The 14022-nt window shown below is 73.8% G+C and carries 13 protein-coding genes; 5 read left to right on the forward strand and 8 right to left on the reverse strand.

The features are described 5' to 3' along the window. Positions 1 to 43 precede the first annotated feature (43 nt). Positions 44 to 1327: a Bcr/CflA family multidrug efflux MFS transporter gene (locus tag ABTY59_RS07050; RefSeq protein ID WP_352017935.1), complete on the forward strand. Its 1284-nt coding sequence runs from the start codon at positions 44 to 46 to the stop codon at positions 1325 to 1327. A gap of 9 nt (positions 1328 to 1336) precedes the next feature. Beyond that, entirely contained in the window at positions 1337 to 2323 is a 987-nt protein-coding gene (locus ABTY59_RS07055; RefSeq protein ID WP_352017860.1) for a small ribosomal subunit Rsm22 family protein, read from the forward strand. Between the two features lie 29 nt (positions 2324 to 2352). Here ABTY59_RS07055 and ddaH read toward each other — a convergent pair whose 3' ends face one another. After that, positions 2353 to 3183 (reverse strand): dimethylargininase, encoded by an 831-nt coding sequence (gene ddaH / locus ABTY59_RS07060; protein ID WP_352017861.1) that lies wholly within the window; start codon positions 3181 to 3183, stop codon positions 2353 to 2355. Positions 3184 to 3338: 155 nt separating this feature from the next. On the opposite strand from ddaH, the gene ABTY59_RS07065 reads away from it, so the two are divergent. Both ABTY59_RS07065 and ABTY59_RS07070 read left to right on the forward strand, forming a co-directional pair. Next, positions 3339 to 3983 (forward strand): TetR/AcrR family transcriptional regulator, encoded by a 645-nt coding sequence (locus ABTY59_RS07065; RefSeq protein ID WP_352017862.1) that lies wholly within the window; start codon positions 3339 to 3341, stop codon positions 3981 to 3983. 125 nt (positions 3984 to 4108) lie between these two features. Then, positions 4109 to 4888: a bifunctional DNA primase/polymerase gene (locus ABTY59_RS07070; RefSeq protein ID WP_352017863.1), complete on the forward strand. Its 780-nt coding sequence runs from the start codon at positions 4109 to 4111 to the stop codon at positions 4886 to 4888. Between the two features lie 138 nt (positions 4889 to 5026). On the opposite strand, the gene ABTY59_RS07075 is transcribed toward ABTY59_RS07070, so the two are convergent. The 7 genes from ABTY59_RS07075 to ABTY59_RS07105 all read right to left on the reverse strand — a co-directional run bounded on the left by ABTY59_RS07075 (position 5027) and on the right by ABTY59_RS07105 (position 12419). Next, on the reverse strand, positions 5027 to 6052 hold the full coding sequence (locus tag ABTY59_RS07075) for an SCO2278 family lipoprotein (protein ID WP_352017864.1): 1026 nt from the start codon (positions 6050 to 6052) through the stop codon (positions 5027 to 5029). Further along, complete coding sequence (gene efeU / locus ABTY59_RS07080) at positions 6021 to 6890, reverse strand: iron uptake transporter permease EfeU (RefSeq protein ID WP_352017865.1); 870 nt, start codon at positions 6888 to 6890, stop codon at positions 6021 to 6023. Before efeU ends, ABTY59_RS07075 begins: the two co-directional genes overlap by 32 nt. A gap of 27 nt (positions 6891 to 6917) precedes the next feature. After that, a complete protein-coding gene (gene efeB / locus ABTY59_RS07085; protein WP_352017866.1) occupies positions 6918 to 8186 on the reverse strand; it encodes an iron uptake transporter deferrochelatase/peroxidase subunit in 1269 nt (422 codons plus the stop codon). Positions 8187 to 8200: 14 nt separating this feature from the next. Next, positions 8201 to 9358: an iron uptake system protein EfeO gene (gene efeO / locus ABTY59_RS07090; protein WP_352017867.1), complete on the reverse strand. Its 1158-nt coding sequence runs from the start codon at positions 9356 to 9358 to the stop codon at positions 8201 to 8203. 195 nt (positions 9359 to 9553) lie between these two features. Then, a complete protein-coding gene (locus tag ABTY59_RS07095; protein ID WP_352017868.1) occupies positions 9554 to 10405 on the reverse strand; it encodes a heme ABC transporter ATP-binding protein in 852 nt (283 codons plus the stop codon). Next, positions 10402 to 11469 carry a FecCD family ABC transporter permease gene (locus ABTY59_RS07100; protein ID WP_352017936.1) on the reverse strand — a complete coding sequence of 356 codons (1068 nt, stop codon included), beginning with the start codon at positions 11467 to 11469 and terminating at the stop codon, positions 10402 to 10404. Before ABTY59_RS07100 ends, ABTY59_RS07095 begins: the two co-directional genes overlap by 4 nt. Before the next feature lie 5 nt (positions 11470 to 11474). Next, a complete protein-coding gene (locus ABTY59_RS07105; protein ID WP_352017937.1) occupies positions 11475 to 12419 on the reverse strand; it encodes a heme/hemin ABC transporter substrate-binding protein in 945 nt (314 codons plus the stop codon). A gap of 137 nt (positions 12420 to 12556) precedes the next feature. Here ABTY59_RS07105 and ABTY59_RS07110 point away from each other — a divergent pair, with 137 nt between their 5' ends. Continuing rightward, positions 12557 to 13990 (forward strand): HtaA domain-containing protein, encoded by a 1434-nt coding sequence (locus ABTY59_RS07110; protein ID WP_352017869.1) that lies wholly within the window; start codon positions 12557 to 12559, stop codon positions 13988 to 13990. Positions 13991 to 14022: the final 32 nt, after the last annotated feature.

Consider the following 14022-nt stretch of genomic DNA (forward strand, 5'->3'; position numbering starts at 1 on the left):
GAGCTGAGAGCATAGGCAAGGATTCAACGAGATGGAGCAGTCGATGCCGGAGAGCGGCCAGAAAACAACACAGGGACACATAACCGAACCCACCCCGGTCGTCACCGCCGCCCGGCGGACGGGACTCCTCGTCACCCTCGTCCTCGGCGGGCTCACCGCCCTTCCCCCGCTCTCCATGGACATGTACCTCCCGGCGCTGCCGGAGGTCACCGGGGCGCTGCGGGCCCCCGCCGCCACCGTCCAGCTCACCCTCACCGCCTGCCTCGCCGGCATGGCCCTCGGCCAGCTCGTCGTCGGCCCCATGAGCGACAGATGGGGACGCCGGCGCCCGCTGCTCATCGGCATGGCCGTGTACGTCCTCGCCACCGCCGTCTGCGCCCTCGCGCCCAGCGCGGAACTCCTCATCGGCTTCCGGCTGCTCCAGGGCCTCGCCGGCGCCGCCGGCATCGTCATCGCCCGCGCCGTCGTCCGCGACCTGTACGACGGCGTCGAGATGGCCCGCTTCTTCTCCACCCTGATGCTGATCTCCGGCGTCGCCCCGATCATCGCCCCGCTCATCGGCGGCCAGATCCTGCGGGTCACCGACTGGCGCGGAGTCTTCTACGTCCTCACCGTGATCGGCGTCCTGCTGACCCTCGTGGTGTGGCGCTTCCTGCACGAGACGCTGCCCCCCGAGCGCCGGCACGAGGGAGGCGTCGGCCAGGCCCTGCGCACCATGCGCGGACTCCTCGCCGACCGGGTCTTCACCGGCTACATGCTGACCGGCGGGCTCGCCTTCGCCGCCCTCTTCGCGTACATCAGCGCCTCCCCGTTCGTGGTGCAGGAGATCTACGGGGCCTCCCCGCAGACCTTCAGCCTGCTCTTCGGCCTCAACTCGATCGGGCTCGTCGCCGTCGGCCAGATCAACGGCAAGCTGCTCGTCGGCCGCGTCAGCCTCGACAAGGCGCTCGGCTTCGGCCTCGGCACCATCCTGCTCGCCGCGGTCGCGCTCACCCTCATGACCAGCGGACTCCTCGGCGACGTCGGCCTCGTCCCCATCGCCGCCGGGCTCTTCGTCCTGATGTCCGCGATGGGCCTCGCCATGCCCAACACCAACGCCCAGGCCCTGATGCGCACCCCGCACGCCGCCGGATCCGCCTCCGCGCTCCTCGGCACCTCCTCCTTCCTCATCGGAGCCGTCGCCTCCCCGCTCGTCGGCATCGCCGGCGAGCACACGGCCGTCCCCATGGCGGTCGTGCAGCTCGGCTGCGCCGTCCTCGCCCTCGCCTGCTTCCTGGGTCTGTGCCGCCCCTGGCGCACGGCGGGATCCCAGGCCGGGCCCGCCTAGACTGACTCGGTGAACGCCGTCTCCTCCGCCTCCGCCGACACCCTGCGCGCCGCCCTCGCCGTGCTCCTCGACGGGCTGCCGCCGCAACGGGCCGCGCAGGCCGTCGAGCGGCTGATCGCCAACTACCGGGGCACCACCCCGACGGACGCCCCCGTGCTGCGCGACCGCTCCGACGTCGCCGCGTACGCCGCGTACCGGATGCCGGCGACCTTCGAGGCGGTACGGGGCGCCCTCGACGCCCTCAGGGCCGCCGCGCCCGACTGGGAGCCGCGCACCCACGCCGACGTCGGCGGCGGCACGGGCGCGGCGAGCTGGGCCGTCGCCGAGGCCTGGGCGGAGGAGCCGCCCCGCACCACGGTCCTCGACTGGGCGGAGCCCGCGCTCACGCTCGGCCGCGAGCTGGCCGCCGGGGTGCTCGACGCCGAGTGGCGGCGCGAGCGGATCGGCACCGCGCTGAGCCTGCCCGAGACCGACCTGGTCACCGTCTCGTACGTCCTCAAGGAGCTGACCGAGGCCGACCGGACGGCGCTCGTCACCGAGGCGGCCCGCGCCGCGCGCGCCGTCGTGATCGTCGAGCCCGGCACCCCCGACGGCTACGAGCGGATCATCGCGGCCCGCACCCTGCTGACCGGCGCCGGCTTCACGGTCGCGGCGCCCTGCCCGCACAGCGGGGCCTGCCCGATCGTGCCCGGCACGGACTGGTGCCACTTCTCCGCCCGGGTCAGCCGCTCCTCGCTGCACCGGAAGGTGAAGGGCGGCTCGCTGCCGTACGAGGACGAGAAGTACGCGTACGTCGCCGCCGTCCGGTTCCCCGTGACCCCGGCGCCCTCCCGGATCACCCGCAGGCCGCAGATCCGCAAGGGCCTGGTCCAGCTGGAGCTCTGCGGGCCCGAGGGGCTCGGCCGTGACACGGTCACCAAGCGGCACGGGCCCCTGTACAAGCAGGCCCGTGACGCGGACTGGGGCGACGCCTGGCCGCCGGAGGAGGAGCGCTAGCCCGCGGCCGGGGCCCGGCTACGGCCCGGCTACGGCCGCAGCTCCTGGGTGCAGCACTTCACGCTGCCGCCGCCCTTGAGGAGCTCGCCCAGGTCCATGCCGATCGGCTCGAAGCCGCGGTCGCGGAGCGGGCCGAAGAGGCCCACCGCGGCCTGCGGGAGCAGGACGTTCCGGCCGTCGCCGACCGCGTTGAGGCCGAGGGCCGCCGCGTCCTCGCCGGTCGCGATCAGGGCGTCGGGGAAGAGCCGGGCGAGCACGGCCCGGCTCCCCGGGGAGAAGGCGTCCGGGTAGTACATGACCTCGTCCCGGGCGTCGTCCAGGACGCACAGGGCCGTGTCCAGGTGGTAGTAGCGCGGGTCCACCAGCTCCAGGCCGATCACCGGGCGGCCGAAGAACTCCTGTGCCTCGTCGTGGGAGAGCGGGCTGGAGCGGAAGCCGCGCCCGGCGAGGATCCAGGAGGCGGTGACGGCGAAGTCGCCCTCGCCCTCGTTCACGTGCTCCGGGACCCGCAGGGCGTCCTCCGCCCAGCCGTTCCGGCGGAACCAGGCCAGATGCGCCCCGGCCTCGGCCGCGCGCTCCTGGTGGGCGAACTTCGCGCCGAGGACCCGGCCCTCGACGACCGTCGCGCCGTTCGCCGCGAAGACCATGTCCGGCAGTGCCGGGTCGGGCGTCAGGAGTTCCACGGTGTGGCCGAGCGAGCGGTAGCGGTCGCGCAGGTCCTCCCACTGGGCGAGGGCGAGCGGCAGGTCGACCGGTTTCGCGGGATCCATCCAGGGGTTGATGGAGTACGTCACCGTGAAGTGCGTGGGTGGGCACATCAGATAACGGCGGGGCGAGGACGTGCGCGGAGTGGTGCGCAATGAGGCCTCCTCACGGAGAACGGTCGGTGATCGGTTGACGACCGGAGGACCCCCATGGTCCGCTCTCGACGGCCTCCGCGCTGTGGACCGTTCGGGTGGTTCGGCCCCGTTCGAGTGGCGAGACGTCTCGTCTCGCCCGCTGCTAGATTGAGGGCATGTCCGATCCCAAGGCCGCGCCCGGGCCCGCCAAGCCCGCCCCCGACGCCTCCCGCCGCAGCGAGCGCTCCCGCCGCGCCATCTTCGACGCCGCCCTCGCCCTCGTCTCCGAGACCGGCTACGCGAAGACCACCATCGAGGGCATCGCCGCCCGCGCGGGCGTCGGCAAGCAGACCATCTACCGCTGGTGGCCCTCCAAGGCCGCCGTCCTCCTCGACGCCTTCCTCGACCTCGCCGCCCGCGCCAACGAGGCCCTCGGCGGCGACGCCGACAGTGAGATCCCCGACACCGGAGACCTCGCCGCCGACCTCAGGTACGTGCTGCGCGCCACCGTCGACGAGATGACCGACCCCGCCTTCGACGGCCCCACCCGCGCCCTCGCCGCCGAGGGCGTCGTCGACCCCGAGCTGGGCGCCCGCTTCACCGAGGCCCTGCTCGAACCCCAGCTCCAGTACTACGTCCGCCGCATCCAGGCCGCCCAGGCCAAGGGCGACATCGCCCCGGACGTCGACCCCCGCGTCGCCGTCGAACTCCTCGTCGGACCGCTCCACCACCGCTGGATCCACCGCACCCTGCCGCTCACCCACGCGTACGCCGACACCCTCGTCGACCTCGCCCTGCGCGGCCTCGCCCCCCGCGGCTGACCCCGCCCCGGCCCCGCACCCCGGCGGGTGTGACCACCCCGGTTCCGCATCCCGGTCACCCGGGGCGCAGGATGGTGGGACCATGGGCAGAGCCGAACGGGCGAGCATGAGCTGTGAGGGGATAGATGGGCGACGGCATCGGCCGCTACCGCGGCACGGAGAGCAAACTCGCACAGTGGCTGCGCAGGCGCCCCAAACGCACCGCGGCCGACGACGGGAACGACCGCGAGAAGCTGCTCCTGGCCGTCGCCGCCGCCGGGCTGCCCCTGGCCCCCGCCGCGTACCCCGTCGGCTACAGCTGTTCCTGTGAGCGGATCGGCTGTCCCACCCCCGCCCGGCACCCCGTCTCCTTCGCCTGGCAGACGCAGTCGACCACCGACCGCGCCCAGATCGAGCGCTGGGCCCGCAACGAGCCCGCGGCGAACTTCGTCACCGCCACCGGCATGGTCCACGACGTCCTCGACGTCCCGCTGGCCGCCGGCCGCGCCGCCCTGGAGCGGCTCCTCGCCGAGGGCGTCGAGGTCGGGCCCGTCGCCGAGTCCGCCGACGTCGACACGGTCGGCGGGCGCATGCTCTTCTTCACCGCCACCCGCGGCACCCCCGAGGACGAGGACGAGTGGTGGCCGTGCGAGCTGGACTGCCACCCGGAGACGATGGACGAGCATCCCGGGCTGCGCTGGCACTGCCGCGGCAGCTACGTCCTCGTACCGCCGGCCCGGCTCCCCGGCGATGAGGACGCCCACCCGGTCGTCGCCTGGGTCCGCGGCCCCGAACACCCGCTGCCCGACCCGCTGAACCTCCTGGAGACCCTCCAGGACGCCTGTGCCCGCCACGCGGCCGAGCGCGAGGCGGACGGGGACGGGACGCACCCGGCCCACGAGATCGCCTGGCCGCTGACCCGCTGACCCGCTGCCCGCCGGCCCTGGCCCGCTGCCCGCCGGCCCTGGCCCGCTGACCCGCTCATCCCGTGACGAGCCAAGCCGCCGAGTCCCTGACCCGACCGGACCGGACCGGACCAGACCGGACCGGACCGCCGGGGGCGGTCACGAGCCCTGTGCGCCCACCACGCCCTGGAGGCGGCCCGCGACCCTGACCCCGTCGCGGTCCGTGCCCGCCGGCTTCACCAGGACCGCCTGGCTGGACACCCACTCCCGGGTGACCGTGTTCTTGATCTCGCCGGTCAGCAGCGCCTTGGTGTCGGCGCCGACCTTCGGCCGGTAGCCCTTCGCCGCCGTCTGCCGCTCGAAGTACCGGGTCGCGAAGAAGACGAGCGCGCCGCCGTCCCGGGTCCGCAGGGCCAGCGGTGCGAAGTCGCCCTGGTTCGCGACCCGGTCGATGTACTGGGTGGCCATGCCGGGACGCCGGGCGGCCTTCTGCCGCTCCTCCCGCCACTGCGTGGTGTGCAGGCCCGGCGTGAAGGGCCCCGCCTGCCCGTCCTTCAGGAACGCGACGTACTTCTCACCGAGGTCCCCGGGCGCCACCGCGAGCGCGTCGCTGTCCGCGGCGACCGGCACCGCGTACCCCTCCTCCTCGGCGAACACCGGGACGTCGCCCCGGGGCAGGATCGCGAGGTAGGCGGCCTCCCACGGCTGATCCGGCCCGTTGCGCACGAAGGCCAGCAGCCAGCGCTCGTCGCCGGAGGTCCGGTTGGACGCGGTGTCCGCGACGAACCAGCGCGGCCAGCCCGCCTTCCGGGGCAGCACGAACCGCGCGTCGTCAAGGGCGAGGGGCTTGTGGTCGGGGTTGCCGCCGGGCGTGTTGACCGACCGCGCGCGCAGGCCCGCCTGGTTGATGGCCCCGAGCGGGCCGGTGACCCGGCCCGCGTCCAGGGCCGGGTCGTAGGCCTTGTCGGCCCGGTTGTACGCCGCCGTGAAGTCGGCGAGGGCCTGCGCGGCCTCGGCCTTCGTCGCCGGCGGCAGCAGCGCCAGTTCGCCGTGCACGGTCACGCAGCCGCTCGCCGTCAGCGTCAGGACGGTCGCCGCCGCCGTCGCCGCGAGGAACCTCGCCGGCCGGCGTCCCCCGGAGGGCGACCACCGCTCACGCGCTCGCCTCAGCCTCAGCCTTCTCATCGGTCGCCTTCTGCTTCTTCTCCCGCACGGACGGACCCGACCCTATCGGGGCCAGGAACAGCGCGAGCGTCGGGATCAGATACAGCGCCCACACCGTGACCTGAAGGACCGTCGGATCCGGCTGGAAGTTGAAGACGCCCTTGAGGAGCGTGCCGTACCAGCTGTCCGGCGGGATCGTCGCCGAGATGTCGAAGGCCTTGTCGGCGAGGCCGCCGAGGAAGTTCGCCTCCTGGAGGTCGTGCACGCCGTACGCGAGCACGCCCGCCGCCACCACGACCAGCATCCCGCCGGTCCAGGTGAAGAACTTCGCCAGGTTGATCTTCAGCGCGCCCCGGTAGAACAGCCAGCCGAGGAACACGGCCGTGAGCAGCCCGAGGAGGACGCCGACCAGCGGCGCGTACGTGCCGTCGGAGGAGGCCCGCACGGACGCCCACACGAAGAGCGCCGTCTCCAGGCCCTCGCGGCCCACGGCCAGGAAGGCGGTGGCGACGAGCGCGCCCGTGCCCATCTGCAGGGCCGCGTCCAGCTTGCCGTGCAGCTCGGCCTTGAGGTGCCGGGCCGTGCGCCGCATCCAGAAGACCATCCAGGTCACCAGGACGACCGCGACGATCGACAGCGAACCGCCGAGCAGCTCCTGCGCCTCGAAGGTCAGCTCCTGGGAGCCGAACTCCAGGCCGGCGCCGAAGGCCAGGGCCACGCCGACGGCCACGCCGATGCCGATCCAGATCGGCCGCAGCGCGTCGCGGCGCCCGGTCTTCACCAGGTAGGCGATGAGGATGCAGACGACGAGACTGGCTTCGAGGCCCTCGCGGAGGCCGATCAGATAGTTACCGAACACGTCGGTTCCCCTCCCGGAGTGCGTCGATCACGCGAACAGCGCCCGGCCCCACCAGTCGTCCTTGTCCCGGACGCCCGGCGGGATCGCGAACAGCGCCGAACCCACGTGCTGGATGTATTCGTTGAGGGCGTCGGACGCCAGCGAGGTCTGCACCGGGATGAATCCGGTGCGGACGTCCTTCTGGTACGCCAGGAAGAACAGGCCGGCCTCCAGACGGCCGAGCCCGTCCGTGCCGTCCGTGAAGGAGTAGCCGCGGCGCAGGATGGTCGCCCCGTGGTTGCTGTCGGGGTGGGCGAGGCGGACGTGGGAGTCCGGCTTCATCGCCTTCAGGAACGGCTCGTCGTGTTCCTTGGCCTTGCCGGCCGGGGCGCCCTCGCGCTTGTCGCGGCCGAAGATGTCCTCCTGCTCGGCGAGCGGGGTGCGGTCCCAGGTCTCGACGTTCATGCGGATGCGGCGGGCGACGAGGTAGGAGCCGCCGTCCATCCAGGCGGCGCCGCCCTCGGCGTCCTTGCCGGAGACCCAGACGTGCTTCGCGAGGCGGTCGGTCTCGGTGCCCGCGATGTTGCGGGTGCCGTCCTTGAAGCCGAAGAGGTTGCGCGGGGTCTGGGCGTCGGGGGTCGTCGAGGACGTCTTGCCGAAGCCCAGCTGGGACCAGCGCACCGCGACCTTGCCGAAGCCGATGCGGGCGAGGTTGCGGATGGCGTGCACGGCGACCTGCGGGTCGTCGGCGCAGGCCTGCACGCACAGGTCGCCGCCGCTGCGGGCCGGGTCCAGGTTGTCGCCGGGGAACCTGGGCAGGTCCACCAGGGCCCCGGGCCGCTTGTCCTTCAGCCCGAAGCGCCCGTCGAAGAGCGAGGGGCCGAAGCCGATGGTGAGGGTGAGCCGGGAGGGCTTGAGGCCGAGGGCCTCGCCCGTGTCGTCCGGCGGGGCCTCGGGCAGGCCGCCGTACGCGCCCTCGCCGACCTCGGCGCCGGCCGTCATCCGCTCGGCGGCCCGCGTCCAGTCCTTGAGGAGCTGGATCAGCTCGGCGCGGTCCTTCGTCTTCACGTCGAAGGACGCGAAGTGCAGGCGGTCCTGCACGGCGGTGGCGATGCCGGCCTGGTGCGGGCCGTGGAAGGGCACGGCGCCGCCGCTGTCGGCGACCGGGACGGCGGTGTCGCCGTCCCGGGCCAGCAGGGCGCCGCCGCCGGCCGCGGCGGCGCCGAGCGCGAGCCCGGCACCGCCCCAGCCGATGACCGTACGGCGGGAGGGCACGGGGGCCTGCTCCGCGGAGGTCGTGGTGGTCTCGTCGCTCATGGTGGGTCCCCCTGCTACTTCACGACCGCGGCGGCGAGCTTGGAGAGCGGCTCGGCCAGCGCGTTGACGCCGTCGGAGAGCTCCTTGCGCTCGGCCTTGCCGACCTTCTCGTACGAGGTGAAGACGTAGCCCGTCTTGTCCGCGCGGTACTTGTCGAGCAGCGTGTTCAGCGCGGCGAACTGCCGGTCGAGCTCGGCGACGAGCTTGGCGTCGTTCTTCGCGGCGACCGGCTTGAGCAGCTCGAAGGACTTCTGCGCGCCCTCGACGTTCGCCTTGAAGTCGACGAGGTCGGTGTGGGAGTAGCGCTCCTCCTCACCGGTGACCTTGCCGCTCGCGACCTCGTCCAGGAGCTCCTTGGCGCCGTTGGCCATGGACGTCGGGGTGATCTCGGCCTTGCCGACCCGCTTCACCCAGTCCGCGAGGTCCTTGTCGAGGAGGTCGGCGAGCTGCTTCTCGCGCTCGCCGATCTTCTTGTCCTGCCACAGCGCCTTCTCCAGGCGGTGCCAGCCGGTCCAGTCCTTCGCCGGGTCCTGGCCGTCCTCCAGGCCGTCCTCGCGGACGTCGACCTTGGGGTCGATGTCGCCGAAGGACTCGGCGACCGGCTCGGTGCGCTCCCAGCCGATGCGGGACTCGGCGTAGGCCTTCTTCGCGGCCTCGACGTTCCCGGCGCGCACGGCGTCGGTGAAGACCTTCACCTTCGGCAGGGTCTCGTCGGCCTGCGCCTGGACGTACTGGCGGTAGGCGGCGACGGCGGCGTCCATCTCGGGGGAGCGCTTCGCGGACGCGGCGCCCTTGCCGGTGACCTTGACCTGCTGGCGGATGCCCTCGCCCTTCATGCCGGGCTTGCACGCGATGGCGTAGTCGCCGGCCTTGATCTCGGCGGTGAGCGTGGCCTTGGTGCCGGGGCCGATGTTCTCCCGCTCGGTGACGATCCGGTCGTCCGGGTAGAGGACGTAGACCTCGGTGACCTTGGAGCCGCGGTTCTCGACGGCCAGCTTCACGTGCCCGGCCGGGAACTCCTTCTTCGACACCTCGCAGGAATCGTCCTTGGCGACGACGGTGATCGCGCCGTCCTCCGCCTTGGAATCGCTTTTCTCGGCGCAGCCCGTGACGGCGGTCAGAGCGGCCGCGGTCGCGGCGGCGGTGACGACGGAGAGGCGGACGGCTCGCATGAGGACTCCAGGAACGCGGGGGACGGTGCTGAGGCGGACCTAACTTAACCGAGGCTTACCTCAGCACTACCCACCCGTCCAGTGATTCAGCTCTCAGGCCGGACGTACCGGACACGAGGGGGTCACAGGGACTCCATGGAGCCCTCATGACTTGGTCAAGGGAAGGTCAAGCAGGGTGGTTTGCGGTGATTTCGACTACCTGTCGGTACGCGTCGGTACGACGAGGGGCACGCCGGTCCGCGGATGCGGGATCACCTCCACCGGCTGCCGGTACACCCGGCTCAGCAGGTCCTCCCCGAACACCTCCGACGGCGGTCCGTCCGCCGCGATCCGCCCGCCGTCGAGCACCGCGACCCGGTCCGCGTGGGCGGCCGCGAGCCCCAGGTCGTGCAGCACGACCACCACCGCGTCCCCCGCCGCCGCCCGCTCCCGGCAGACCCCCAGGACCAGTTCCTGGTGGCGCAGGTCCAGGGCCGCGGTCGGCTCGTCGAGCAGCAGCAGCCCCACCCGCTGGGCGAGGACCCGCGCGAGCGCCACCCGGGCCCGCTCGCCGCCCGAGAGCGCGGAGAACGGACGCGCGGCGAACGCCCCCGTCTCGGTGGCCGCCATCGCCTCGGCGACCGCCTCCTCGTCCTCCGCCGCCCGCTCCGTCCCGGCCCAGGGCGCCCGCCCCATCCGTACGACCTCGGCCGCCGGGAACGGGAAGGACAGCGCCGCGTCCTGCGGCAGCACCGCCCGCCGCAGGGCGAGTTCGCCGGCCGGCCAGTCGCCCGCGGCCCGCCCCCCGATCCGCACCTCGCCGGCGTCCGGGGCGAGATCGGCGGCGAGCGCGGCGAGCAGCGTCGACTTCCCCGCCCCGTTGGGCCCGACCAGGGCGAGCACCTCCCCGGCCCGCACCTCGATCCCGACGCCGCCGAGCACCGTCCGGCGGCCCCGCTCGATCCGCATCCCGACGGCCTCGGCGACGCGTTCGCCGGGGGCCGCGGGGGAGGGCAGCGCACGGGCGCGCCGCCGTGGCAGCAGGTCCCGGAACCGTACCGATGTCATGCCCAACCACCTTGCCTGCGACGGGTCCTGCGCAGCAGCCAGAAGAAGAAGGGGCTGCCCAGGAGGGCGGTGAGGACGCCCAGGGGGAGTTCGGCCGGCGCCGCGACCGTACGGGCCGCCAGATCGCCGGCCGTGAGGACGACCGCGCCGCCGAGCGCGCTGCCCGGCACCAGGAAGCGGTGCCCCGGGCCGTGCGCCATCCGCAGCAGATGCGGCACGAGCAGGCCGACGAAGGTGATGATCCCGGCCACCGCGACCGCCGCCGCCGTGAGCAGCGCGACCACGAGGATCAGCACGATCCGCAGCCGCTCCACGTCCACGCCCAGATGGCGCGCGGGCCGCTCGCCGAGCGCGAGCAGATCGAGGCGCCGGGAGTGGAGCGGCGCGAGGGCCAGGCCGAGGAGCGCGCACGGCAGGACGGCGAGCACCTTGGGCCAGGTGGCCTGCGCGAGCGAACCCAGCTGCCAGAAGGTGATCTGGGTGATCTGGGCGTTGTCCGCGAAGAAGAGGAAGAGGCCGATCAGCGCGCCCGCGAAGGCGTTCACCGCGATGCCGGTGAGGATCAGCGTCACGACCTCGGTGCGGCCGCCCGAGCGGGACATCGCGTACACGAGCAGCACGGTCGCGAGACCGGCGACGAACGCGCAGACCGTCACCGTCCAGTTCCCCAGGAAGGTCAGCCCGAGGGCGATCGCGCCGACCGCGCCGACGGCCGCGCCCGACGAGATGCCGATGACGCCCGGCTCGGCGAGCGGGTTGCCGAACACGCCCTGCATCAGGGCGCCGGCGCAGCCGAGCGAGGCGCCGACGAGGATCGCCAGGACGACCCGGGGGAGCCGGATGTTCCACAGGACGCTCTCGGCGGTGCGGTCGAGCGCGTGCCCGCCGAGCCCGGTCCGGTGCAGGGCCGAGGCGAGGACGTCGCCGAGCGGGATGTCGTACGCGCCGATCCCGGCGGAGAGGAGGGAGAGCAGGATCAGGACGGCGAGCAGGGAGGCCGTCAGGGCGGTGGCCCTGCCGCGGCGTGGGGCCGCGGAGGCCTCTCGGAGGGCCGTCGCGTCCAGGGCCGTCACTTCTCCTCCCCGTACAACTGGCCGACCAGGGACGTCAGCACCCGGTCGGTGCGCGGGCCGTAGTTGAGGAGCACCCCGTCGTCGACGGTGACGACCCGGCGGGCCGCGCCCGCCGGGGTCTCGGCGACACCGGGGATCCGCACCAGGCCGTCGATACCGCCGACCGAGTCGAGCCCCTTGCTCATGACGAGGAGCGCGTCCGGCGCGGCCTTCGCCAGGGCCTCGCCGGTGATCGGGGTGAAGTCCTTGACCAGGCCGGACTCCTTGCCCGCGTCGACCGCGCCGGCCGCTTCGAGGAGGGAGCTCGCACCGGACTCGGCACCGCCCAGGAGGTAGACGGCGGCCGAGCCGCGCACGTAGAGGAAGGCCACCCGGGGGTGGTCGGCGTGGGCCGGGACCGACTTCCGCACGGCCTCGATCCGCTCCTGGGTGCGCTTCTCCAGGGAGGCGCCGGCGTCCGGCGCGCCGAGCGAGGCGGCCACCGCCTCGATGCGGGCGCCGACGTCCGCGAGCGAGTGCGCGGGCTTCACGACGACGAGCGGGACGCCCGCCGCGCGGATCCGGTCGACGGCCTCGGCCGGTCCCGTGGTGCTCTCGGCGAGGACGAGGGTCGGCCGCAGGGAGAGCACGCTCTCGGCGGAGACGTCGTGGGCCCGCGTCACCACCGGGAGGTCCGCGGCCTGTTCGAAGGTGGCGGTGACGTCCCGCGCGACGACCCGGTCCCCGAGGCCGAGGGTGAAGACGATCTCGCTGAGGGAGCCGCTGAGCGGCACGATCCGCTCGGCGGAGGCCACCGTGACCGTCCGTCCGTCCGCCGAGGGCACGGTGACGGGCAGTCGGGGCGCGGCCGGCGCGGCGAGCGGCTCGACCCGGTCGACCGGGGCGGAGGAGGCCGGCTTCCCGGTGGTGGCCGGTCCTCCGTCGCCGCATCCGGTGGCCATGAGGGCGAGGGCGAGCACTGCTGTCAGCGCTCCCGCGAGGCGAGTTCTGCGCACCGGACACCGTCCTGTCGTTCCGTCGATCGATGGATATAGCTTAGGTTAGCCTTACCTAAGTCACCATCCCTCGGAGGGGTTCCATGACGCTGCCCAGACCCGCCCGCCCGCTCGCCGTGACCCTGTTCGCGGCCCTGCTCGCGGCCCTCCTCCCAGCGGGCGCCGCCCACGCGGAGAGCCGCACGGTGCAGGGCGGACGGCTCGACTGGGGCATCAAGTCCTCCTTCCAGAGCTACGTCACCGGGCCCATCGCGCAGGGGAGTTGGAACCTCACCGGCGGAGCCGCCACGATCGGCGGCAGCCAGTACCGCTTCCACTCCGCACAGGGCTCGTACGACCCGGAGAGCGGCGCCTTCGAAGCCGCCTTCTCCGGCGGCGTACGGTTCACCGGCCACCGCACGGCGGACGGCGCGCACGAGCTGGACCTCACCATCAGCAGCCCCCGGGTGCGCATCCGGGACGGGCACGGCACGCTCTACGCCGACATGACGAGCAAGGCCAAGGGCACCGGCCGCGTCACCGTCTCCCCGGGGGTGCCGCTCGCCGCCCTGGACCTCGGCGGCGTCGACATGCGCGGCGGCGGCAGCCTGGTCTCCCTCGCCGGCGTGCCCGCCACGCTCACCGCGCGGGGCGCCGCCGCCTTCGCCGGCTACTACCCGGCCGGCACCCCGCTCGACCCTCTCGGCCTCAGCGTCGACGTACGGACGCCCAGGAAGGCCACGGCGAGCACCGCGCCGACCGCCGCGGCGGGCACCGCGCCGGCCGCCACGGCGAGTAAGGCGCCGACCGCCGCCGCGGGTCCGGCCACCGGAGCCCTGCGGGAGGCGGCCGTCGACTGGGGCGTCCGCCGCACCTTCCGCGAGTACGTCACCGGCGCCGTCGCGCAGGGGAGATGGACTCTCGGCGGCGGAGCCCAGGACGGCGGCGCGCTCTTCCGCTTCCCGAACGGCAAGGGCGCGTACGACCCCGGCAAGGGCACCCTCGACGCGGCCTTCGCGGGCAGCGTCCGCTTCACCGGCGCCCACCTCGACCTCACGCTCGCCCGGGTCACCGTGAAGGTGAGCGGCGGCGTCGGCACCCTCGCCGCCGACGTCACCGGATCGGGGAAGACCACGCGCGCCGTCCCGCTCGTCACCTTCGCCGCCCGTGACCTCACCCCGAGGAACGGCCTCGCCGTCGTCACCGAAGCGCCCGCGACCCTCACCGAGGGCGGCGCCAGGGCCTTCGGCGGGATGTACCGGGCGGGCACGGCGATGGACCCGGTCTCGCTCGCGGTCGCCGTCGACGCGAAGGCCGCGCTGCCCGCGCTCCCCGACCTCGGCAGCGAACCCGCGCCGTCCGTCTCGTCCGCCTCGTCCGCACCCACCACCCCGACCGCCTCGCCGGCGGTGGCCGCCGAGGCCTCGGCCTCCTCGCCCGGCACGTACCTCGCGATCGGCGCGGGCGTGCTCCTGGCCGCCGTGCTCGCGGTCCTCGCCGCCGTGCGCCGCCGCCGTACCGGCACCCCCACGCCCTGACCCCTGTTCCGTCCCACCAAGGAGAACCCCCG

Origin of the sequence: Streptomyces sp. NPDC096079, from assembly GCF_040303145.1 — a bacterium.
Taxonomy (GTDB): domain Bacteria; phylum Actinomycetota; class Actinomycetes; order Streptomycetales; family Streptomycetaceae; genus Streptomyces.

Excerpts from the sequence above, each read along its gene's own strand:
- ABTY59_RS07050 (WP_352017935.1), top strand. The coding sequence starts at position 44 with ATGCCGGAGAGCGGCCAGAAAACAACACAGGGACACATAACCGAACCC.
- ABTY59_RS07065 (WP_352017862.1), top strand. The coding sequence starts at position 3,339 with ATGTCCGATCCCAAGGCCGCGCCCGGGCCCGCCAAGCCCGCCCCCGAC.
- ABTY59_RS07070 (WP_352017863.1), top strand. The coding sequence starts at position 4,109 with ATGGGCGACGGCATCGGCCGCTACCGCGGCACGGAGAGCAAACTCGCA.
- ABTY59_RS07075 (WP_352017864.1), bottom strand. The coding sequence starts at position 6,052 with ATGAGAAGGCTGAGGCTGAGGCGAGCGCGTGAGCGGTGGTCGCCCTCC.
- efeB (WP_352017866.1), bottom strand. The coding sequence starts at position 8,186 with ATGAGCGACGAGACCACCACGACCTCCGCGGAGCAGGCCCCCGTGCCC.
- efeO (WP_352017867.1), bottom strand. The coding sequence starts at position 9,358 with ATGCGAGCCGTCCGCCTCTCCGTCGTCACCGCCGCCGCGACCGCGGCC.
- ABTY59_RS07095 (WP_352017868.1), bottom strand. The coding sequence starts at position 10,405 with ATGACATCGGTACGGTTCCGGGACCTGCTGCCACGGCGGCGCGCCCGT.
- ABTY59_RS07105 (WP_352017937.1), bottom strand. The coding sequence starts at position 12,419 with ATGGCCACCGGATGCGGCGACGGAGGACCGGCCACCACCGGGAAGCCG.
- ABTY59_RS07110 (WP_352017869.1), top strand. The coding sequence starts at position 12,557 with ATGACGCTGCCCAGACCCGCCCGCCCGCTCGCCGTGACCCTGTTCGCG.